General features: G+C 31.3%; 20 protein-coding genes. 4 read left to right on the top strand and 16 right to left on the bottom strand.

The window, feature by feature from the left end; genetic code table 11:
- Positions 1–156 precede the first annotated feature (156 nt).
- Positions 157–1,014 carry a radical SAM/SPASM domain-containing protein gene (locus tag AJ932_RS09530; protein ID WP_002862259.1) on the top strand — a complete coding sequence of 286 codons (858 nt, stop codon included), beginning with the start codon at positions 157–159 and terminating at the stop codon, positions 1,012–1,014.
- On the opposite strand, the gene AJ932_RS09535 is transcribed toward AJ932_RS09530, so the two are convergent.
- Genes AJ932_RS09535 through AJ932_RS09550 form a run of 4 tightly spaced genes read right to left on the bottom strand, consistent with a single transcriptional unit; the run spans position 1,011 to position 5,674 of the window.
- Positions 1,011–1,817, bottom strand: coding sequence for an ABC transporter substrate-binding protein (locus AJ932_RS09535; protein WP_002862258.1), 807 nt, complete (start codon positions 1,815–1,817; stop codon positions 1,011–1,013). The genes AJ932_RS09530 and AJ932_RS09535 overlap by 4 nt on opposite strands.
- The gene (locus AJ932_RS09540) at positions 1,814–2,590 is read right to left on the bottom strand and encodes an ABC transporter ATP-binding protein (RefSeq protein ID WP_044794091.1); all 777 of its coding nucleotides are present in this window, start codon (positions 2,588–2,590) and stop codon (positions 1,814–1,816) included. The genes AJ932_RS09535 and AJ932_RS09540 overlap by 4 nt, the downstream gene beginning before the upstream one ends.
- Entirely contained in the window at positions 2,590–3,576 is a 987-nt protein-coding gene (locus tag AJ932_RS09545) for a FecCD family ABC transporter permease (protein WP_070277969.1), read from the bottom strand. The genes AJ932_RS09540 and AJ932_RS09545 overlap by 1 nt, the downstream gene beginning before the upstream one ends.
- A complete protein-coding gene (locus tag AJ932_RS09550) occupies positions 3,551–5,674 on the bottom strand; it encodes a TonB-dependent receptor (RefSeq protein WP_070248922.1) in 2,124 nt (707 codons plus the stop codon). The genes AJ932_RS09545 and AJ932_RS09550 overlap by 26 nt, the downstream gene beginning before the upstream one ends.
- 193 nt (positions 5,675–5,867) lie before the next feature.
- Here AJ932_RS09550 and AJ932_RS09555 point away from each other — a divergent pair, with 193 nt between their 5' ends.
- On the top strand, positions 5,868–6,623 hold the full coding sequence (locus AJ932_RS09555; RefSeq protein ID WP_002862255.1) for a HugZ family heme oxygenase: 756 nt from the start codon (positions 5,868–5,870) through the stop codon (positions 6,621–6,623).
- Positions 6,624–6,636: 13 nt separating this feature from the next.
- Here AJ932_RS09555 and prfA read toward each other — a convergent pair whose 3' ends face one another.
- The 6 genes from prfA to AJ932_RS09585 all read right to left on the bottom strand — a co-directional run bounded on the left by prfA (position 6,637) and on the right by AJ932_RS09585 (position 11,707).
- Positions 6,637–7,704, bottom strand: coding sequence for a peptide chain release factor 1 (prfA, locus tag AJ932_RS09560; RefSeq protein WP_002862254.1), 1,068 nt, complete (start codon positions 7,702–7,704; stop codon positions 6,637–6,639).
- 18 nt (positions 7,705–7,722) lie between these two features.
- On the bottom strand, positions 7,723–7,986 hold the full coding sequence (gene rpsT / locus AJ932_RS09565; RefSeq protein ID WP_002856547.1) for a 30S ribosomal protein S20: 264 nt from the start codon (positions 7,984–7,986) through the stop codon (positions 7,723–7,725).
- A gap of 78 nt (positions 7,987–8,064) precedes the next feature.
- Positions 8,065–8,565, bottom strand: a complete 501-nt coding sequence (locus tag AJ932_RS09570; protein ID WP_070277967.1) for a phosphatidylglycerophosphatase A — start codon at positions 8,563–8,565, stop codon at positions 8,065–8,067.
- 4 nt (positions 8,566–8,569) lie between these two features.
- The gene (locus tag AJ932_RS09575) at positions 8,570–9,730 is read right to left on the bottom strand and encodes a sulfate adenylyltransferase (protein WP_002862252.1); all 1,161 of its coding nucleotides are present in this window, start codon (positions 9,728–9,730) and stop codon (positions 8,570–8,572) included.
- Positions 9,708–10,595 carry a response regulator gene (locus AJ932_RS09580; RefSeq protein ID WP_070277966.1) on the bottom strand — a complete coding sequence of 296 codons (888 nt, stop codon included), beginning with the start codon at positions 10,593–10,595 and terminating at the stop codon, positions 9,708–9,710. Before AJ932_RS09580 ends, AJ932_RS09575 begins: the two co-directional genes overlap by 23 nt.
- Positions 10,592–11,707, bottom strand: a complete 1,116-nt coding sequence (locus AJ932_RS09585; protein ID WP_044778659.1) for a bifunctional 2-C-methyl-D-erythritol 4-phosphate cytidylyltransferase/2-C-methyl-D-erythritol 2,4-cyclodiphosphate synthase — start codon at positions 11,705–11,707, stop codon at positions 10,592–10,594. Before AJ932_RS09585 ends, AJ932_RS09580 begins: the two co-directional genes overlap by 4 nt.
- A gap of 122 nt (positions 11,708–11,829) precedes the next feature.
- On the opposite strand from AJ932_RS09585, the gene AJ932_RS09590 reads away from it, so the two are divergent.
- Positions 11,830–12,936, top strand: a complete 1,107-nt coding sequence (locus tag AJ932_RS09590; protein WP_070277964.1) for an Mrp/NBP35 family ATP-binding protein — start codon at positions 11,830–11,832, stop codon at positions 12,934–12,936.
- 25 nt (positions 12,937–12,961) lie between these two features.
- Positions 12,962–14,122, top strand: coding sequence for a tetrahydrodipicolinate N-succinyltransferase N-terminal domain-containing protein (locus tag AJ932_RS09595; protein ID WP_070277962.1), 1,161 nt, complete (start codon positions 12,962–12,964; stop codon positions 14,120–14,122).
- A gap of 23 nt (positions 14,123–14,145) precedes the next feature.
- Here AJ932_RS09595 and hisIE read toward each other — a convergent pair whose 3' ends face one another.
- The 6 genes from hisIE to hisD are packed head-to-tail and all read right to left on the bottom strand — an operon-like array spanning position 14,146 to position 19,176.
- Complete coding sequence (gene hisIE / locus AJ932_RS09600; RefSeq protein ID WP_002868829.1) at positions 14,146–14,769, bottom strand: bifunctional phosphoribosyl-AMP cyclohydrolase/phosphoribosyl-ATP diphosphatase HisIE; 624 nt, start codon at positions 14,767–14,769, stop codon at positions 14,146–14,148.
- Between the two features lies 1 nt (position 14,770).
- The gene (hisF, locus tag AJ932_RS09605) at positions 14,771–15,538 is read right to left on the bottom strand and encodes an imidazole glycerol phosphate synthase subunit HisF (RefSeq protein ID WP_070277960.1); all 768 of its coding nucleotides are present in this window, start codon (positions 15,536–15,538) and stop codon (positions 14,771–14,773) included.
- Positions 15,520–16,254 (bottom strand): 1-(5-phosphoribosyl)-5-[(5-phosphoribosylamino)methylideneamino]imidazole-4-carboxamide isomerase, encoded by a 735-nt coding sequence (gene hisA, locus AJ932_RS09610; RefSeq protein WP_070277958.1) that lies wholly within the window; start codon positions 16,252–16,254, stop codon positions 15,520–15,522. The genes hisF and hisA overlap by 19 nt, the downstream gene beginning before the upstream one ends.
- Positions 16,251–16,838, bottom strand: coding sequence for an imidazole glycerol phosphate synthase subunit HisH (gene hisH, locus AJ932_RS09615; protein WP_002882756.1), 588 nt, complete (start codon positions 16,836–16,838; stop codon positions 16,251–16,253). The genes hisA and hisH overlap by 4 nt, the downstream gene beginning before the upstream one ends.
- On the bottom strand, positions 16,835–17,893 hold the full coding sequence (hisB, locus tag AJ932_RS09620; RefSeq protein ID WP_052858820.1) for a bifunctional histidinol-phosphatase/imidazoleglycerol-phosphate dehydratase HisB: 1,059 nt from the start codon (positions 17,891–17,893) through the stop codon (positions 16,835–16,837). Before hisB ends, hisH begins: the two co-directional genes overlap by 4 nt.
- A complete protein-coding gene (gene hisD / locus AJ932_RS09625) occupies positions 17,890–19,176 on the bottom strand; it encodes a histidinol dehydrogenase (protein WP_044778674.1) in 1,287 nt (428 codons plus the stop codon). Before hisD ends, hisB begins: the two co-directional genes overlap by 4 nt.
- Between the last annotated feature and the right edge of the window lie 2 nt (positions 19,177–19,178).

A 19,178-nucleotide genomic window follows, 5' to 3' on the forward strand; every position in this document is an offset into this window, starting at 1 on the left:
CTTAATTTTAGATTTTTATTTAAGTATAGTGTGATTTTTGTTTAATATATTTAAAAATAAAGAAGAGAAATAAAAAAGATAAAAATATCGATAAAAATGTTACATATTTTAATAAATTTCATAAATTTTGGTAAAATGTTTACTCTAGGAAATATAATGAAATTTAAAAAAATATATATAGAATTAAGCGATATTTGTGGTTTAAAATGTGATTTTTGTCCTTCTCAAAAAGGAATTCGCGGGGTAATGAGTGAAGAAAAATTTCAAAACTTAGCTTATGAAATTTCTAATAAAGCTGAGCTTTTTACCTTTCATCTTTTGGGTGATCCTTTGCTTTTACCTAATTTGGAAAATTATCTAAAAATCGCAAAAGGTGAAGCTATGAAACTTGAAATCACTACAAGTGGCTTTTATCTAAATTCTAAAAATCAAGCTTTATTGTTAGGGTATGAGAATATCCATCAAATCAATATTTCTTTAATGTCTTTTTTAAGTCAAAGCAAAATTTCTTTAGAACAGTATTTTAAGCCTATTTTAGAACTTTGCAAAAAGCATTTAGAGCAAAAAAGCCTTTCTTTTATCAATCTAAGACTTTGGAATTTAGATGCTAATTTTAAAGCACCTAAGTCAAATTTAAAAATTTATGAGTTTTTAGCCAAAGAATTTGAAGCCAAGATCAATGCAAGCTTAAGTAAAAATCGCTTGCAAAGACATATTTTGCTTCATCAAAATAAACTTTTTAAATGGCCAAATTTAAAAGATAAACCCCTTTATAAAAAAGGAAAATGCCATGCTTTAAAAGAGCAAATTGGGATTTTAAGTGATGGAAGTTTAGTGCCTTGCTGTTTGGATACTAAAGCAGATATTAACTTAGGAAATGTTTTTGAAAATAACTTTGATAAGCTTTTTAAATCACCGCGTATAAAGATGATGAAAAAAGCTTTTGAAGAAGATAAACGCATAGAAAAACTTTGTCAAACTTGCGAATTTTTTAAAGCAAGATTGGGTGATTAAAAATTGTTATTTTCTAGCTTTGTTTTAAATTCTTGAATTCTATCTATTATCTTAGGACTAAGGCGTAATAATATATGTGTATCTTTGTTAAAATAAATACTTCCTGTTTTAACTGCTTTGGTATTTTTCAATAAAGCATTTGTATCTAAAAGATTATTTTTGGCATCCATTCCAAGAATGAGTATATCTGGATTTTGTTTAAGTATGTATTCTGCTGATATAACAGGTCTTGAAATTTGACTTTGCGGACTTAAATTTTTAATCCCTATAAGTCTTAAAATATCAGCTATTAAAGAATTATCATTAAAGGCCATTAAAGGGTTGCTAGAATAAAGATAAATCGCACTTTTATTTAGGGGTTTATCGCTTATTTTTTTTAAATTTTGGGTAAATTCTTGTTTTAAAAGCTCTGCTTCTTTTTCTTTCTTGGTGATTTGGCCTAAGGTTGTGATATTTTTTGTTATATCTTCTAAACGCTCGGCTTTTAAATTGATACTTTTGATACCAAAATTTTTAAGTCCTTCTTCTAAATTTAAAGAATAAGAGCTTAAAATCACCAAACTTGGTTTTAGTGCTACTATTTTTTCAAGTGAAGGATTTGAAAAAGTGCCTACGCTTGTAAGTTTTGAGGTTTGATCTTTAGGATAGATATTTGAGTGTTGTAAAGTGGCAATGCCTACGATTTGATCTTCAGCCTTAAGCATAAAAAGGGTTTCTATGCTTGCAGGATCAAGCACTACAAGGCGTTCTTTTGCATTTAGTGCGATTAAAAACAAACTCATAATAATTAAAATTTTTTTCATTTTTTCTCCTTTAAAGCTAAAATATAAGGTTTAGAATTTTTATAAATAATCTCGCAGTTTAAATCATAAATTTCTTTTAAAATTTCTTGAGTAAAAAGCTCTTTGCTCGTTCCAAAATACTTTATCTCCCCTTCTTTTAAAAAAAGGATTTTATCGCAGAATATAGAAGCTAAATTTAAATCATGCAAGATAGCAACAACGGCTATATTTTTTTCTTTAATTAGTTTTTCGCAAAGGTTTAAAAGCTCTATAGCATAGTTTAAATCAAGGGCTGAAGTGGGTTCATCTAAAAAAAGAATTTTTGGCTTTTTAAGCAAAGCTCTTGCTAAAAGCATTCTTTGAAATTCACCTCCGCTTAAAGAAAGTATGCTTCTTTCTAGAAAATTTTCAAGTCTTAAATCCTTAGCAAATTCTTTAATTTCTAAAATATCTTCTTTAGAATAAGAACTAAAAGCGTGTTTTAAATTCGCATATTTACTCATTAAAAGCACATCGATGACTTTTAAAGGGGTGTTTAATTCTGATTTTTGAGGCACAAAGCCACAAATTTTGGCAAATTCTTTAAGAGAAAAATCCTTGATATTTGTGTTAAAAAGACTTATCACTCCTTTATTTGGACTTAAATTTTTAAGTATAAGTTTTAAAAGAGTGCTTTTGCCTGAGCCATTTGGCCCTAAAATTCCTATAAAAGCTTGGTTTTTAAGTTCTAAATGAATATTTTTTAGTAAATCTTTTTGGTGATAAGCAAAGCTTAAATTATGTATTTTTAGCATTATAAAAATCTCCTAGCGCTTAAAGCTAAGTATAAAAAAATAGGAGCTCCAAAAAATGCAGTTAAAATTCCAATCGGAATTTGCACAGGAGCTAAAAGAGTTCTTGCTAAAGTATCACAAATAAGTAAAAATAATCCTCCAAATGCTGTACATAAAGGGATAACTAAGGCATTATTATAATTTTTAAGCAAAAGTCTTATAGTATGAGGAATGATGAGTCCAACAAAGCCTATAAGTCCGCTAAAAGCAACCGCAAAAGATACAGCTAAGGATGAGACAATGAGTAAATTTATTTTTAATTTTTGAGCATTTACCCCTAGATTTCTAGCTTCATCATCTCCGCTTAAAAGTATGTTTAATTCGTTTTTATGAGCGTAAAAATAAAACAAACAAAAAATTAAAGGCAAGATTAAAATTCCCACACGAAACCAAGAAGCATTGCCTATATTTCCCATAAGCCAAGCGACTATTTTAAAAGAATCCTCGCCTATAAGATAAGTGAAAAAAGAAGTAAAAGCCCCTAAAAAAGATGAAGCTGCTATGCCGATAATGAGTAAAGTTGCTATAGAAGCTTTAGAAGAAATTTTAAAAACCCCTAGAGCAAAAAAGGCAGAGCAAACAAAACCTAAAATTCCATAATAATAATCATTCAATTTTAACAAATACGCCAAAACCGCACCAAAGGTTGCCGCAGAAGCTATACCTATGATATAAGGATCGGCTATAGGATTTGAAAATACATTTTGAGTGATAGCCCCACTACTAGCTAAAAGCATACCGATTAAAATCGCCATTATAATGCGTGGCAAGCGTCCATCTATGATGATTTGTCTTAAAATTTCATCTTGGCTAAAGATATATGAAAAAAGTTCTTTTGGGTTTAAATTCTTATCTCCTAAGCAAAGTGCTGTAAAAGAAGCGATTATATAAGCTACCAAAAGCCCTATAATCACTAAAATTTTAGAATGCGTATTTAAATTCAACATAGTAGTTTCTGCCATTCCCAACTAGGTATTGATCATTTATACTGTCTTGGTATGTGTAGTATCTTTTATCGAAAAGATTGCGAATTCCTGCTAAAATTTGTAATTTTTTATAATTATATTTCATACCAATATCTGTTAAAAAATAATCCCTTATCCAAGAATTTTTAGACATTTTTCCTGTATTTTCATCTATAGTTCCACCATCTTTTGCTCTAGAAAAATAGGTTAAATCAATAAAATTTGAGAAATTTTTATTCCAAGCGTATTCGAGCCCAGCTGTGGCTTTGATTTTTGAAACATAAGGAATTCTCATGCCGTCATTAACACCTTTAGAAATTTTAGCATCAAGATAAGTTAGACTTTCTCTAAAGATTAAATCATCATCTAAAAAATTTTGACTCAGACTTAATTCTACTCCTAAACGGCGAGTTTGATCTATATTATAATATTGCCAAAATCCTCCACCTGTGGCATGAGGGTTTCCAAGATAAGAAATTTCATCTTTGCTTAGGGTGTAAAATAAAGTTAGATTAAAGCCGTAAAAATCCCACCAAAAATCATCAATTCCTAGTTCAAAGGTATCAAAGATCTCAGGATTTAAATTTGCAGAATAATACTTTTGTGAAATTTTATCCTTATTGACAAATTGTGCTGGACTTGGAGAGACAAAACCTCTTTCGTATTTGATATAAAGCTTTCCTGTGTCTGAGTATTTAAAATTTGGAGTGATTTCAAAGGCGAAGTTATGACTTGTATCATCGGTTGAAAAAAGTTCTGGAGTGCTTGGTTTAGGAATGTTTGATATAACCATATTGCTAGTGTAATTTCTATTTGTGTCATAAAGACTATATTCATATCTTGCTCCACCTGAAATACTAAAAATATCGTTAAATTCATGAGAATCAAGAGCGAAAATAGAATGGCTTTGTTTATCCATATCCATAAGCGTTGTCATGGTGTGACTCATTTGAAATTTGCCGGCATTTACATCATAATGAATAATGCTTGTTCTTTTTGCATCATGGTTTGCAAATTCATAACCAAAAATAAAATAAGAATTATTTGCATAATTTAGTTTGTTTTTTAAACTTATCCCTGTAAGCGTGTCTTCAAAACCACTTCCATTTTGATATACAGGGACGCTTAGCCCCATAGAGCTCATTTCAGAAACATCTTTTAGATAGTTGATCTTTTGATTTTGCCAAAAAGCTTCTAGGTTAAATTCCCATATATCATCAAAATAGTAATGATAATCCAAAGAAATTTCAGGGCGATTGATTTGTGTGATATTGTCACTATTGCCTTTTTGAGTTGGATCGCTTTGAGCTTGTGCTTTTGTTAGATAGCCACTGCTGGTATTTTTGCTTTTAAAATAATTATACCCCAAAGTTAAATCGCTATTATCATTGATATCAATATAGGTTTTTGTGTTGATAAAATAACCTTTTTCATTATAACCTTCTTGATATCCATCAAGATTAAAACTTTGTATATCAAAGCTAAAAGCTAAATTTTCATTTATTTGTTTGGCGCCATTGATACCTAAATTTCCACCTATTCCACCATGATCATAAGCACTGCTTTTTAAATTTATAGCAAAAGCATCTGATTTTTGTTTTTTTGTAATGATATTAATCACACCCCCTCTAGTACCACTTCCATAAAGCACAGACCCACCTCCAGGTATGATTTCTATGCGTTCTACATTATCTAAATTGATACTATCTAGCGGGGTTACACCATGGGAATTATCAAGAATATTAATAGCACGCCCATCGATCATAACTTTTACAGCTATATTGGATTTATCTCCTTGTCCACGCATATCTATATTGCGTCCAAGTCCAAAATTTACAAAACTAATGCCTGAAATTCTTTCTAAGGCTTGTTCTAAGGAAACATAACCTTTATTTTGCAGATCTTTGCCTTCTATGCTGATTACATTGCGTAAATTTGAGTCTGCATCTTGCTCAAAACCTGTTGCACTAACAACAACTTTTTGTAATTTAATAGCTTCATTTGACTCTTGTGCATTTAAATTAGTTATTAGCAATAATGCAAATAAAGATAACTTAAAAGCTTTTTTATTTGGATGCAAATTTTACTCCTTAAATAAAATAAATAATGATAATTTATATCATAATAATTTAGAACTAAATTTATCCATTATTAACTTAATTTAGTATAAATTTTTGTTAAAATAGATAATTTATATATTTTAAGTTATTTTTAATTTGATAATTGATACCATTTTTTTTAATATTTTATTTTAAAATCAAGAAAGGATAAAAATGAATTTTGAAAGCATTATTTCTCATATGAATGATCATCATAAATCAAATTTAGTTGATCTTTGTAAAAAATTTGGTGGTATTGAGCAAGTGCAAGATGTTTTTCTAAAAAGTGTTGATTTTAATGGCTTGGATCTTGTTTACAATGATAAAGAAAATTTACGAGTGGAATTTCCTAAAAAAGCCGATGAAAACACGATTAAAGATACTATAATATCCCTTTGCATGAGTGCAAAGAGCGAGCAAAATTTTAGTGGCGTAGAAAAAGAATTAAATGAATTTATGCTAAGTTTTAATTCTGTAGCTTTGGCAACTTTAAATGCAAATGGAGAAGTTGTTTGCTCGTATGCACCTTTTGTAAGCACACAATGGGGAAATTATATTTATATAAGTGAAGTAAGCGAACATTTTAACAACATCAAAGTAAATCCAAACAATATAGAAATAATGTTTTTAGAGGATGAGAGTAAAGCTGCTTCTGTTATACTGCGCAAAAGATTGCGCTATAGAGTAAATGCAAGCTTTTTGGAGAGAGGTGAAAGATTTGATCAAATTTATGATGAGTTTGAAAAACAAACCGGAGGAGAAGGAGGCATTAAAACTATACGCAAGATGCTTGATTTTCATCTAGTAAAGCTTGAATTTAAAAAAGGACGCTTTGTAAAAGGTTTTGGTCAAGCTTATGATATAGAAAATGGAAATGTTACACATGTAGGTGCTAGTGGAAATCCACATAAATTCCCACATAAGCATTAATTTGTATAAAATCTTATAAATTTTGTTCTTGTAAAGCTTGGGCTTGATGATGAGTGATTAAAGGTTCTATGATTTCATCAAAAAGCCCATCTTGCATAATGGCATCTAAGCGATATAAAGTAAGATTTATTCTATGATCACTGATACGATTTTGTGGAAAATTGTAAGTGCGAATGCGTTCGCTTCTATCTCCGCTTCCTACTTGTGATTTTCTTGCTTCACTTTCTTTTGCTAGTCTTTCACTCTCTTGCATTTCATAAAGCCTTGCTTTTAGGACTTTCATCGCACTTTCTTTATTTTTGTGTTGGCTTTTTCCATCTTGATTGACTACAACTATACCTGTAGGGATATGAGTGATACGAACAGCCGAATCAGTAGTATTTACACTTTGTCCACCATGTCCTGAAGATCGCATAACATCAACTTTAAGATCGTTTGGATTGATTTCGATTTCTATATCATCAACTTCTGGCATTACTGCCACGGTGATAGCAGAAGTATGCACGCGTCCTTGGGATTCTGTTTGAGGAACTCTTTGAACACGGTGCGTTCCACCTTCATATTTAAGTCTTGAATAAGCCCCTGTTCCTTTAACAAGCATGATGATTTCTTTAAATCCACCTACACTTCCTTCGCTAGAGCTTACAATCTCAAGTTTATAGCCGCGATTTTCAGCATATCTTGCATAAGCTTTTACAAGATCTCCTACAAATAAAGATGCCTCATCGCCACCTGTGCCTGCACGAATTTCAAGAAAAATATTTCTTTCATCATTGGGATCTTTAGGAAGAAGTAAAATTTTAATCTCTTCTTCAAGTTTTGGTTTTAATTCTTCTAAAATTTTTAGTTCTTCTTTTGCAAGTTCCCCAAGTTCTGGATCGTTTAGCAAAGCTTTATTTTCTTCTATATTGTCTAAAGTTTTTAAATACTCTTTAGCTTTTAAAACGATAGGTTCTAAATTTTTTTGTTCTTTAGAGAGTGTAGTCATTTTACTGATATCGTTGAGTATATCAGAACTGCTAAGAAGAGAATTTAACTCTTCAAAGCGTTTTAAAAAAGGATCTAGTTTGCTAGCTAACATTAAAAACTATATAGAAAATTATGCGATTTTATTTACTAAAAGGGCTAAGCGGCTTACACGGCGAGAAGCAGTTTGTTTTTTAATGAAACCGCGACTTACCATAGCATGAATGCTTTTATTAGCTACTTTTAAAGCTTCATTAGCAGCATTTTTATCTCCATTTGCTGCAGCTTCTCTTACGGCTTTAGTTATATTTTTAAGTCTTGTTCTATAGAATCTATTTCTTTCTGTTTTTTTAATAGTTTGTCTTGCTCTTTTTTCAGCAGATTTATGGTTTGCCATTTATATTTTCCTTTTTTGAAATTAAAGACTAAATTATATAAGAATAAAATTTAAAATTTCATTAATTTAAGCAAAATTTCAAAATAAATCTTTTAAATTTATATCCCAAAAAACTAAATTAAATTTGAGTAAAAATCCATAAATTACCGCACTTAAAAGTCCAGCAAACAATCCTGCTAGCATATCATCAAGCATTACACCTAGTCCGCCTTTGACTTTTTTATCTATCTTGCCAATAATAGAAGGTTTTGTAATGTCAAAGAGTCTAAATAAAACAAAAGCCAAAATAAAATTGACTATCGAGTTTTCAGCACTTGCTGCAATAGCACAAGCAAGAAAAACCCCAGCAACTTCATCGATAACTATGTGTTTATCATCGTGAATTCCTGTTTTTTTTTCATAATCATCTATAACACGAATACTTGCAACAAAAATTAAAATGCTTAGTAAAAACAAAGTATTAATCCCAAGATATTTAAGTATAAAAAAAGCAGGTGTTAAAGCAGCGATAGTACCAAAAGTCCCACTTGCCTTTTTTATAGAACCTGAATAAAAAAAAGTTAAAAATAATTTTTGCATTTTGTTACACCATATAAGACATTTGATGAATTTCTAAAAGTTTTTGATAAAATTCTTCATCATTTTTGTATTCTAAAATTCCATCAGTTGGAAAAAGCTCATTATAAATTTTTTGCATATTTTTTAATCTATTTGGAAAAAGAGAAGTTAAAATAACACTAGATACTTCCTTGCGCATGAAAATTGCTGGAGGAATGATGCCCGCTCTTAACAAATCTTTTAAAGACTGAGAATTATAGTGCAAATGGTGGTGACAACCATGAGGGCAAGATCTTGTGCTGACAATCATGCGACATTGATCGCAAAATACAAATTCAGGTAAAACAATCACTTCTATGCCATAATCCTTGGAAAAATCATCAAGTATGGTTTTTGGTTGATTATCATCATAAAACATTCCAAGTCCTGTATGATTTTGTCCTACTACTAGTTTGGTACAACCTAGACTTTTTGCGATAATGCTTTCTAGGCCAGGATTTAAATGAGCGTGAAAAATATTAATATTTTTTAATGGAAAAATGAAAATTCTATCCGGTGGAAGATAGTTTTGAATAAATTTTTTCAAATAAGCTTCTTTAAGTTCGAATTCAAACCCATTTGTATCAAAAGATTCTACAAGAAAAATTACAACTAAATCTGCTTTATCAATAGTCCAACGAAACATTCTTTCATGGGCACGATGCAAAGGATCAAAACTTGAAACTATAGCGGTAATTTTTTGTGCATTAAGATTGTTTTTGATTTGTTGAAAATTTTCTTTTATTTTTTTAATTTGAGAATTGTAAATTTCTATTTTTCCACTTATGCAAGTTGTTCCTATGTCTTTTAGAGAGCAAGTGTTGGGATTGAAAATATCAGAAAATTTTTTATTATTTTTAAATTGGCTTTTAAAATCTATATGTCCTACTACTTTTTCATCTAGTATGAGATCGATTCTATCGCCAGATTTTATATCATTTAGTGCTTCTTCAGCATTTTTTGGTGCAAAGCTTAAGGGATAGGGAAAACTTTCTCCTTTAAATTTTCCTGATTTAATGATTTCATTGACTTCTTTTTCATTCATTAAATGAGTGCAAGTGCCTAGCAAACCTTCTTTAATAAGTGATAAGATGCCAAATTCATTTTGATCTATGGTAATGTTTTTATTTTTTCTTGCTGATTTCATATTTCTTCCTTTTTTCCCATAAAGATTTACGTGAAATGCCTAATTTTTTTGAAAGATCAGTATCAGGAAATATATTTTGGTAGTTTATAATAACATATTTTACATACTCATCTATGGTTAAAATTTCATTGCTATCGATATTTTTTTCATTATCATTTAAATTAATGCAGTTTATTTTTAAATCATCTGTATTTGAATTGGTATGCAAAATAACATTTTTGTTTTGTATAAAATCTAGGAGTTTTTCCTTTTCTGCTGCTTTTAATGCTTGAAAATTACTCAAAAATAAGAGATTGTTTTCTGTGGGAAGTTTCATAACTTTTTCAACTGAATTTGTAGATGTTAAATCAATAAAAGAAAGAGTAATGTCACATTCATTTACATAATTAAAAACAAAAGCATCAGCACTGCTTTGCTTGTTGGATTTTAATATCAATGGAAGTTTTAATTTTTTATAATTATACTCTGGAATTTTGATTGTTTCTAATCTTGATTTGATATAGCTTTGATAAGCTTTATTAAGGATTGAAAGTTTTCTAAAATCTTGATAATGCTTTATTTTTCTAATCAGCTCTTCTATCATAAAGGGTTTTTGAATATAATCACTAGCACCTAATTTCAAAGGATTTGAAACTGTATCTGTGCTTATATAAGAAATAAGCAAAATAATAATACTATGCTTAAACTGACCTACGGCTTTTAGAAAATTATTAGTATTTGTAGAAAGCAGTACAATATCATAGTATTTTGCACCATTGTATTCATCAAACGAGTTTATAATTTCACAGCTATATCCAGCATCACTTAGTTTAATGCTAATGCTTTGCGCTAGATAAATTTCATTTTCAATAATTAAAACTTTCATAATCTTGTCCAATCAAAATATTTTAAATTTACACTACTAAGCACCGCCATACCTTCTTTTCTTCCAATAAAACCCAATTTTTCCGTTGTTGTGGCTTTAACATTGATTCTAAATTCATCTAAATCTAAAGTATGAGCTATATTGCTTTGCATAGCTTGTTTAAAGTCTTTAAGTTTAGGGCTTTGTGCCATGACGCAAATGTCTATATTAATGAGTTCAAAACCTATTTCTCTGACTCTATCATAAGCCTGTTTTAAAAGCTCCATGGAGTTGGCATTTTTAAATTTCATATCAGTATCAGGATAAAGCTCTCCTATATCTCCAAGTCCTGCAGCACCTAAAATCGCATCGGTTAAAGAGTGAGCTAAAACATCTCCATCGCTGTGTGCTTTAAGCCCCATAATAGGATGAATTTGCACTCCTGCTAAAAGCAAAGGGCGATTCTCTCCAAATTCATGCACATCAAAACCATTGCCAGTAAAAATTTCAAAGCTAGGTTTAGGTAAATCAAGCTTTTTAAGATCTTCTTTAAAGGTTAGTTTTCTTGCATTTTCTTCACCTTCAACAAACCAAATTTTTCCACCCATTGCAGCTATAGCTGTACTATCATCTGTAAATTCTAGGTTTTGATCCAAAGCTTTTTTAAGCAATTTGGTTTTAGAAATTTGAGGGGTTTGAATGAGTTTGATTTTTTCTCTTTGTAAGGCTTCATTGTTAAAAAGTGTTGTATCTGCAACTTTTAAAGCAGGGGTAATACAATCTGCTTTATCTAAATTTTCAATCAAACGATCAAACAAATTTTTACTCACCAATACCCTTGCTACATCACTTACCATAACAAATTCACTATCTATGAGCGCTAAGGCTTTTTTTAAGGATTCTGCTCTGGTATCACCACCTTCTATAAATTCATAGTTTTTAGCAAATTTTTTCATATAAGCGATATTACTAGAGGTAACAACTATTTTTTTAAAAGGATAAAAAGAGCTTAAATTTTTTGTTGCATAAAGCCAAAGAGGGTCATTTCCAAGTCGTAAAAATTGTTTTTTTACCTTTGTGTTAAAACGAGTAGAATTTCCAGCTGCTAACATAATGAGGCTCATTTCACTCATTTTTTCATTCCTCTTTTTAATATTGTTGGTTTTTATAATGTTACCATATTATACACTTATAAAAAGCTAAATTTTATCATTTTATTAGTAAAATTGATTTTTTTAAAAGATAAGGAAAAAACATGAAAGAACAAATTTTAGAGAAATTAAAAACTGTAAAATATCCTGGTTTTGAAAAGGATATAGTGAGTTTTAACTTTGTAAAAGATATTAAAATTCAAGATGATGGTGTATTCATTGATATAGAAATCGTTTCAGCAAATCCTGAAGTAGTTAATGAAATTCGTAAAAATGCTACTGAAGCTTTATCGAGTTTGGCTTTAAAAAATATCGAACTTAATATCATCACTCCAAAAATTCCTGAAGAAAAAAGTAATTCAAGAAGTGGAAAAAATATCGCTCCACAAGTAAAAAATTTCATCATGGTTTCAAGTGGAAAAGGTGGTGTGGGTAAATCTACAACTACAGTAAATTTAGCAATTTCCATGGCTAAAATGGGAAAAAGAGTAGGTATTTTAGACGCGGATATTTATGGGCCAAATATTCCAAGAATGCTAGGTGAAACCAAAACTCAGCCTGAAGTAGTAGGGCAGAGATTAAAGCCTATTTTAACTCATGGTGTTTATATGATGAGTATGGGGGTTTTGATCGAAGAGGGTCAAGGTCTTATGTGGCGTGGAGCTATGATTATGAAAGCAATCGAGCAACTTTTAGCTGATGTGATTTGGCCTGAACTTGATGTATTGTTTTTAGATATGCCTCCAGGAACAGGTGATGCGCAAATTACTTCTGCACAAAGTATTCCTATTACTGCAGGAGTTTGCGTAAGCACACCTCAAACCGTATCTTTAGACGATAGTAAAAGAGCTTTAGATATGTTTAATAAACTTCACATTCCTATAGCGGGTGTGATTGAAAATATGAGTGGATTTTTATGTCCTGATAATGGTAAAGAGTATGATATTTTTGGCAAAGGAACAGCTGAGGATATGGCAAAAGCTTATAAAAGTGAAGTTTTAGTACAAATTCCTATAGAAATGATAGTAAGAGAAGGTGGAGATGAAGGCAAGCCTGTGAGTTTTTATCACCCTGAAAGTGTGAGTTCAAAGCGTTATTTAATGGCGGCTGAAAAAATTTGGAGCTTTATAGAAAAGATTAACAATGAAGGCGGTGCGGATAATTCTGCTATACAACCTGTGATGAATGGAAAAAGTGCGTGTTCGCATTAAAAATTAAGTGGATAAGGAAAAGAAAATGATTAATACTAAAGAAGAATTTTTACTTTTAATCAAACAAATTGAGCAAAAAAGTGGTTATAAAAAACCTAAAGCTTTTGGTATGGCAAGGCTTGATAGAGGACAGTTGAATAAAAATAAAATCTTACAAGCAAGCTTTGCTTTGATTAATTACGAGCAAAATTTTGGCTCAGCAGCAATTATGCTTGAAGCTTTTATGCAAAGGGGTGTGGAGATTGATTTTAATGCGAGTGAGTTTGTACAAACTTTAAAATTAGAAGATATTGATTTTGCACTTTCTTGTTTTAAACCTTTTTTAGAAGAAGAGGGGCATCAAAATATTGATTTATTAAAGATTATCAAAGATAAATTTAAAGACGATGAATTTGCTTTTGTTTGTCTTTTTGAGGATAAAGAACCTTTAAGTGTAGAAAGTGTTTATCTAAAACTTTATTTGCTTTCTACTAAAAAAGTACCTTTAAGAAGTATCAATCTAAATGGAGCTTTTGGACTTTTAAGCAATGTAGCTTGGAGTGATGATAAGCCTATCGAGCTTGAGTATTTAAGAGCAAATGAAATGCGTTTAAAAATGAGCAATCAATACCCAAAAATCGATTTTGTTGATAAATTTCCAAGATTTTTAGCACATATTATCCCTGAGGATAATACAAGAATTTTAGAAAGCTCTAAAGTAAGAATGGGTGCGTCTTTAGCAGCAGGAACAACCATCATGCCAGGGGCAAGTTATGTGAATTTTAATGCAGGCACAACAGGAGCTTGTATGGTTGAAGGGCGTATTAGTTCAAGTGCTATAGTAGGAGAAGGTTCTGATGTAGGTGGTGGAGCTTCGATTTTAGGTGTTTTAAGTGGAACAAGTGGTAATGCTATAAGTGTAGGTAAGGCTTGTCTTTTAGGGGCTAATTCAGTGACAGGAATTCCTTTAGGGGATAATTGTATAGTTGATGCAGGTATTGCGGTGCTAGAAGGAACGAAATTTTTACTCAAAGATGCCGAAGAGCTTGCTAAACTTAATCCTTATTTTAATTTTGATAAAGAAATTTACAAAGGCTTAGAGCTTAAAGGTTTAAATGGGCTACATTTCCGTCAAGATTCTATAAGCGGTGCTATGATAGTAGCTTTAAATAAAAAAGCAGTCAAACTTAACGAAGCCTTGCATTGATATAAATTTATTTACATAAAGCTTTAAGCTTTATGTCTTTCTTTCAACTTTGAAATCACATCTGAGAAACTAAGATTTGCATCTGCAAGTAAAACACTTAAATGATACATTAAATCCGCTGCTTCACAAATAAGCTCTTCTTTATCTTTTACTGTCGCTGCTAAAGCTGTTTCTACACCTTCTTCACCAACTTTTTGTGCGATGCGTTTTGTGCCACTTTTGAAAAGTTTTGCTGTATAAGAAGTATTTTCATCGGCATTTTTGCGTGCATTAATAAGCTTTTCAAGTCTGGCTAGAAAAACAAAATCCGCATTTTTAGAAATTTTTTCAAAACAAGAAATATCGCCCGTATGACAAGTAGGTCCTACAGGATTTGCTAAAATTAAAAGCGTGTCATTATCACAATCTAAGCTTAAATCTACGATATTTAAGAAATTTCCACTTTCTTCACCCTTCATCCAAAGACGCTGTTTTGTGCGTGAAAAAAAGACTACTTTACCACTTTCTAAGCTTTTTTCTAAGGCTTCATTATTCATAAAGCCTAGCATTAAAACTTCGCAAGTTTTTGCATCTTGGATGATGACAGGTAAAAGATGATCCACTTTTTGCCAAGCAATTTTTTCATTAAGTTCTTTGAAATTTTGCATATTATATCCTTATACTTAAGCCTTGATTTTTAAGATAAATTTTTAATTCTTTAATGTCTATAAGTTTTTGATGAAAAACAGAAGCAGCTAAAGCCCCATCTATGCCTAGTTTAAAAGCTTCTAAAAAATGCTCCATTTTTCCTGCTCCCCCACTTGCGATCAAAGGTACTTTACAAATTTTATATACAGCTTCTAATTGTTCTAAATCATAGCCATTTTTAACGCCATCTTGATTCATCATATTTAAAACAATTTCGCCTGCACCTAGATCTTGCACTTCTTTAACCCATTCTAAAGTGCTTTTTCCACTATGCTTGCTTGTTTTTTCATCGCCTGTGTATTGAAATACTTTTAAATTTCCATTTTCATCTTTAAAACTATCAATCCCTACTACTACGCATTGTACGCCAAAGCTTTTAGCAAGGCGTGTGATTAGGCTTGGATCATTTAAAGCAGGAGAATTGATAGAAATTTTATCTGCCCCATTAGCTAAAAGTTCAGCTGCATCTTCTTCGCTTTTAATACCCCCTGCAACACAAAAAGGAATATTGATATTTTTTGCTACTTCACTTACCCATTCTCTTGATATGCGTTCTTTTCTAGCGCTTGCAGCAATATCATAAAAAACAAGCTCATCAATATCATTTTGAGAATAATACCTAGCAAGCTCTATGATATCTCCCATATCTTTATGGTTTTTAAATTGTGTTCCTTTTACTACTCTGCCATCTTTGACATCTAAACATGCAATTATGCGTTTTGTAAGCATCTTATCCCTTCTTCTACGCTAAAAACTCCGTCTAATAAAGCTTTTCCTACGATAACCCCACTACAAATTCCTTTTAAGTTTTCAAGGTCTTTTAAGCTTGCTACTCCACCACTTGCCTGAATGCAAATATTAGGAAAAATTTCATGGATAAGTTTGTAAAGTCTTATATTTACTCCTTGCATGGTGCCATCTTTTGAAATATCTGTGCAAAGTATGTGTTTTAAGCCTTTATTGCTATAAAAATCTAAAACTTCCATAAGCTTCTTATCGCTTGCTTCTTGCCAAGCATTTACAGCCACAACATAATCTTCTTTTAAAATCGTATCTAAGGCTAAAACTATAGTTTCGCTACCAAATTCTTTTAAAATTTCAAGACATAAAGTCGCATCTTTAATCGCCATAGATCCTATAACTACTCTTTTTACTCCACAATCAAGCAAAGCTTTAACTTCTTCTTTAGAGCGTATGCCTCCACCTACTTGCAAATTGACATTGACTTCTTTGGCTAATTTTTCTATCAAAGCAAGTTGTCTTTTGCTAGGATCTTTTGCACCTGTAAGATCTACAAGATGAAGTTCTTTCGCTCCTGCTTTTTCGTATTCTTTGAATTTTTCCAAGGGATTGTATTTATATACTTTTTTTTGTTCATAATCCCCTTTTACAAGACGCACCACTTCGCCATCTATAAGATCGAGTGCGGGTATGATTTGAGTCATCCTATATCCTTAATAAAATTTGAAATTAAAATTTCCCCCGCTTCACTGCTTCTTTCAGGGTGAAATTGCACCCCGTAAAAATTATCTTTCATTACGCTTGCGCTAAATTTTTGCGAATACTCACAATCTGCTATAGTGTATTCTCCAAGTCCTACACAATAACTATGCACAAAATAAAAATAAGCCCCTTCTAAGCCTTTAAACAAAGCATGAGAGCTATGAACTTGATTCCATCCCATATGTGGAAAAGTAAAGCCTTCTTTAGCTTTAAATTTTTGGGTTGTAAAATCTATAAGTTTTAAGGTTTCTTGATTTAATTCTTCAGAAAAATTTCCTAAAATTTGCATACCTAAACAAATACCAAGCAAAGGTTTTTTGGTATTTTGAATAAAATCAATAAGATTAAATTGTTCTAAATTTTTCATCGCTTCTTTTGCGGTACCCACTCCAGGTAAAAAAAGCTTATCCGCACTTTCAAGCTCTTTTAAATCCCTACTGATAGTTGCATTAAAACCTAATCTATCCAGACAAAATTTCAAAGATGCCAAATTCGCACAGGCTGTATCGATGATGATGATTTTCATATCACTCCTTTAGAGCTGGCTAAATTTTCACTTTCTATTTTCACTGCCATTTTCAAAGCTTTTGCAAAGGCTTTAAAAAGCCCTTCGGCTTTATGATGATCGTTTTTGCCTTTAACTTTTAAATGCAAACTTATACCCATAGCATAGCTTAAAGAATAAAAAAAGTGTTCGATCATTTCTGTGCTTAAAGCCCCTAAATGAGATTTTTTAAATTTGGCTTTATAGACTAAATGAGGACGATTGCAAAAATCCATCGCACAACTTGCCAAACACTCATCCATAGGTAAAGCAAAACCATATCTTGCAATGCCGATTTTATCCCCTAAGGCTTTTTTGATACAAGCTCCAAGTGCTAAGGCTACATCTTCAACGCTATGATGCTCATCGATTTCTAAATCCCCTTTGCAAGAAATTTCAAGCCCTATGCCTCCATGTACAGCGATTTGCTCTAACATGTGATCAAAAAAATCAATACCTGTTTTAATGCTAATCTTACCCCCATTTAAGCACACTTTCACTTTTATATCTGTTTCTTTAGTAGTTCTTTGATAACTCGCGCTTCTAAAAGAACTTAAAATTTCATTTTCTATTTCTTTCCAAGAAAGTTCGCCGTATTTTAAACCACGCACGCCTAAATTTGAAGCTAAGATCATATCACTCTCACGATCTCCGATAACAAAACTTTGCTCCTTATCATAAAGTTCGTGCTTGATATATTCTTCTAACATAGCAGTTTTAGGTTTTCTGCAAGTACAATTTTCATTTTCAAAATGCGGACAAATAAAAATATCTTGAAATTCTATACCGCAACTTTTTAAAATATCAAGCATTTTTTCATGAGCGATTTCAAAATTTTCCTTTGGAAAACTTGGCGTTCCAAGACCATCTTGATTACTTACCATGACAAATTTAAATCCAAAATTTTTTAGTTTTAAAAGAGTAGGAATAGCATCTTTTTCAAAACGCAATTTTTCAAGAGTATCGATTTGAAAATCGCTTTTTGGCTCCTCTATTAAAGTGCCATCTCTATCTATAAAAAGGATTTTTTGACTCATTTTAAGCTCTCTAAACGAAAAGTTACAGCGTTTTTGTGTGCGTCTAAATGCTCATTTTGCGCTAAAATTTCAACACTTTTACCCAAAGCTAAAAAACCTTCTTTACTTAATTCTTGAACGGTCATTCTTTTACTAAAATCTGCCAAACCTAAACTAGAATGCGTTTTAGTAAGTCCATAAGTAGGTAAAACATGATTTGTCCCGCTTGCATAATCACCCATAGACTCCGGAGAATAAGCTCCTAAAAATACCGATCCTGCGTGTTTTACACCTTTTAAAAGTTCTCGTGGATTTTGAGTTTGTATGATCAAATGTTCAGGGGCATAAAGATTTGAAATTTCCAAGGCTTGATTTAAATCTTTAGCTATGATAATGCGTGAATTAGCAATGCTTTTGTTTGCAAGTTCTTTACGAGGTAAAAGTTCTAATTGACTTTGGACTTCATTACTTGCTTTTTGAGCAAAATCTTGACTTAAACACACTAAAATCACTTGAGAATCTGCACCATGTTCAGCTTGTGAAAGCAAATCACTAGCTACAAATTTTTCATTAGCCAAATCATCAGCTATTACTAAAACTTCACTAGGTCCTGCTTGCATATCAATAGTCGCTCCGTTTATATCGCTACTTACTTGACGTTTTGCTTCGGTTACAAAGGCATTTCCTGGGCCAAAAATTTTATCCACCTTTAAAACACTTTGTGTACCATAAGCCAAAGCTGCTATAGCTCCTGCACCACCCATTTGATAAATTTCATCCACGCCGCAAAGTTTAGCACAAAAAAGCACGGCATCATTGATTTTTGCAGGACTTGCTAAAACGATTTTTTCACAACCTGCAATTTTTGCAGGGATAGCTAACATTAAAACCGTTGAAAACAAAGGTGCTAAACCCCCTGGTATGTAAAGTCCTACTTTTTCTATAGGGCGTGTTAAAACCTCACATTTAACGCCTTTTGTAGTTTCAAGAGCGATTTCATGTGGGATTTGGGCTTCGTGGAATTTTTTGATATTTTCATAAGCTACTAAAATAGCATCTTGTAAATCTTTATCCAAACGATTACTTGCTTGAGTAATTTCTTCTTGAGTGATTTTAATATTAGAAATTTCAGCCTTATCAAATTTTAAAGCTTGTTCTACCAAAGCTTCATCGCCTTTTTCTTGCACTTCTTTAATGATAGAACTTACTATTTTTGAAATTTCATCCTTCGCGCTTATAGCAGGGCGTTTTAACGCCTCTTCTTTTTGTTTTTCATCTAAATTATCATATACTAAAATTTGCATTT

The sequence above is a fragment of the Campylobacter sp. BCW_6873 genome (assembly GCF_001762365.1).
Taxonomy (GTDB): Bacteria; Campylobacterota; Campylobacteria; order Campylobacterales; family Campylobacteraceae; genus Campylobacter_D; species Campylobacter_D jejuni.

What these genes read in the sequence shown, in the direction of transcription:
- AJ932_RS09530 (WP_002862259.1), top strand. Translation starts at nt 157, where the DNA reads ATGAAATTTAAAAAAATATATATAGAATTAAGCGATATTTGTGGTTTA.
- AJ932_RS09535 (WP_002862258.1), bottom strand. Translation starts at nt 1,817, where the DNA reads ATGAAAAAAATTTTAATTATTATGAGTTTGTTTTTAATCGCACTAAAT.
- AJ932_RS09540 (WP_044794091.1), bottom strand. Translation starts at nt 2,590, where the DNA reads ATGCTAAAAATACATAATTTAAGCTTTGCTTATCACCAAAAAGATTTA.
- AJ932_RS09545 (WP_070277969.1), bottom strand. Translation starts at nt 3,576, where the DNA reads ATGTTGAATTTAAATACGCATTCTAAAATTTTAGTGATTATAGGGCTT.
- AJ932_RS09555 (WP_002862255.1), top strand. Translation starts at nt 5,868, where the DNA reads ATGAATTTTGAAAGCATTATTTCTCATATGAATGATCATCATAAATCA.
- prfA (WP_002862254.1), bottom strand. Translation starts at nt 7,704, where the DNA reads ATGTTAGCTAGCAAACTAGATCCTTTTTTAAAACGCTTTGAAGAGTTA.
- rpsT (WP_002856547.1), bottom strand. Translation starts at nt 7,986, where the DNA reads ATGGCAAACCATAAATCTGCTGAAAAAAGAGCAAGACAAACTATTAAA.
- AJ932_RS09570 (WP_070277967.1), bottom strand. Translation starts at nt 8,565, where the DNA reads ATGCAAAAATTATTTTTAACTTTTTTTTATTCAGGTTCTATAAAAAAG.
- AJ932_RS09575 (WP_002862252.1), bottom strand. Translation starts at nt 9,730, where the DNA reads ATGAAATCAGCAAGAAAAAATAAAAACATTACCATAGATCAAAATGAA.
- AJ932_RS09580 (WP_070277966.1), bottom strand. Translation starts at nt 10,595, where the DNA reads ATGAAAGTTTTAATTATTGAAAATGAAATTTATCTAGCGCAAAGCATT.
- AJ932_RS09585 (WP_044778659.1), bottom strand. Translation starts at nt 11,707, where the DNA reads ATGAGTGAAATGAGCCTCATTATGTTAGCAGCTGGAAATTCTACTCGT.
- AJ932_RS09590 (WP_070277964.1), top strand. Translation starts at nt 11,830, where the DNA reads ATGAAAGAACAAATTTTAGAGAAATTAAAAACTGTAAAATATCCTGGT.
- AJ932_RS09595 (WP_070277962.1), top strand. Translation starts at nt 12,962, where the DNA reads ATGATTAATACTAAAGAAGAATTTTTACTTTTAATCAAACAAATTGAG.
- hisIE (WP_002868829.1), bottom strand. Translation starts at nt 14,769, where the DNA reads ATGCAAAATTTCAAAGAACTTAATGAAAAAATTGCTTGGCAAAAAGTG.
- hisF (WP_070277960.1), bottom strand. Translation starts at nt 15,538, where the DNA reads ATGCTTACAAAACGCATAATTGCATGTTTAGATGTCAAAGATGGCAGA.
- hisA (WP_070277958.1), bottom strand. Translation starts at nt 16,254, where the DNA reads ATGACTCAAATCATACCCGCACTCGATCTTATAGATGGCGAAGTGGTG.
- hisH (WP_002882756.1), bottom strand. Translation starts at nt 16,838, where the DNA reads ATGAAAATCATCATCATCGATACAGCCTGTGCGAATTTGGCATCTTTG.
- hisB (WP_052858820.1), bottom strand. Translation starts at nt 17,893, where the DNA reads ATGAGTCAAAAAATCCTTTTTATAGATAGAGATGGCACTTTAATAGAG.
- hisD (WP_044778674.1), bottom strand. Translation starts at nt 19,176, where the DNA reads ATGCAAATTTTAGTATATGATAATTTAGATGAAAAACAAAAAGAAGAG.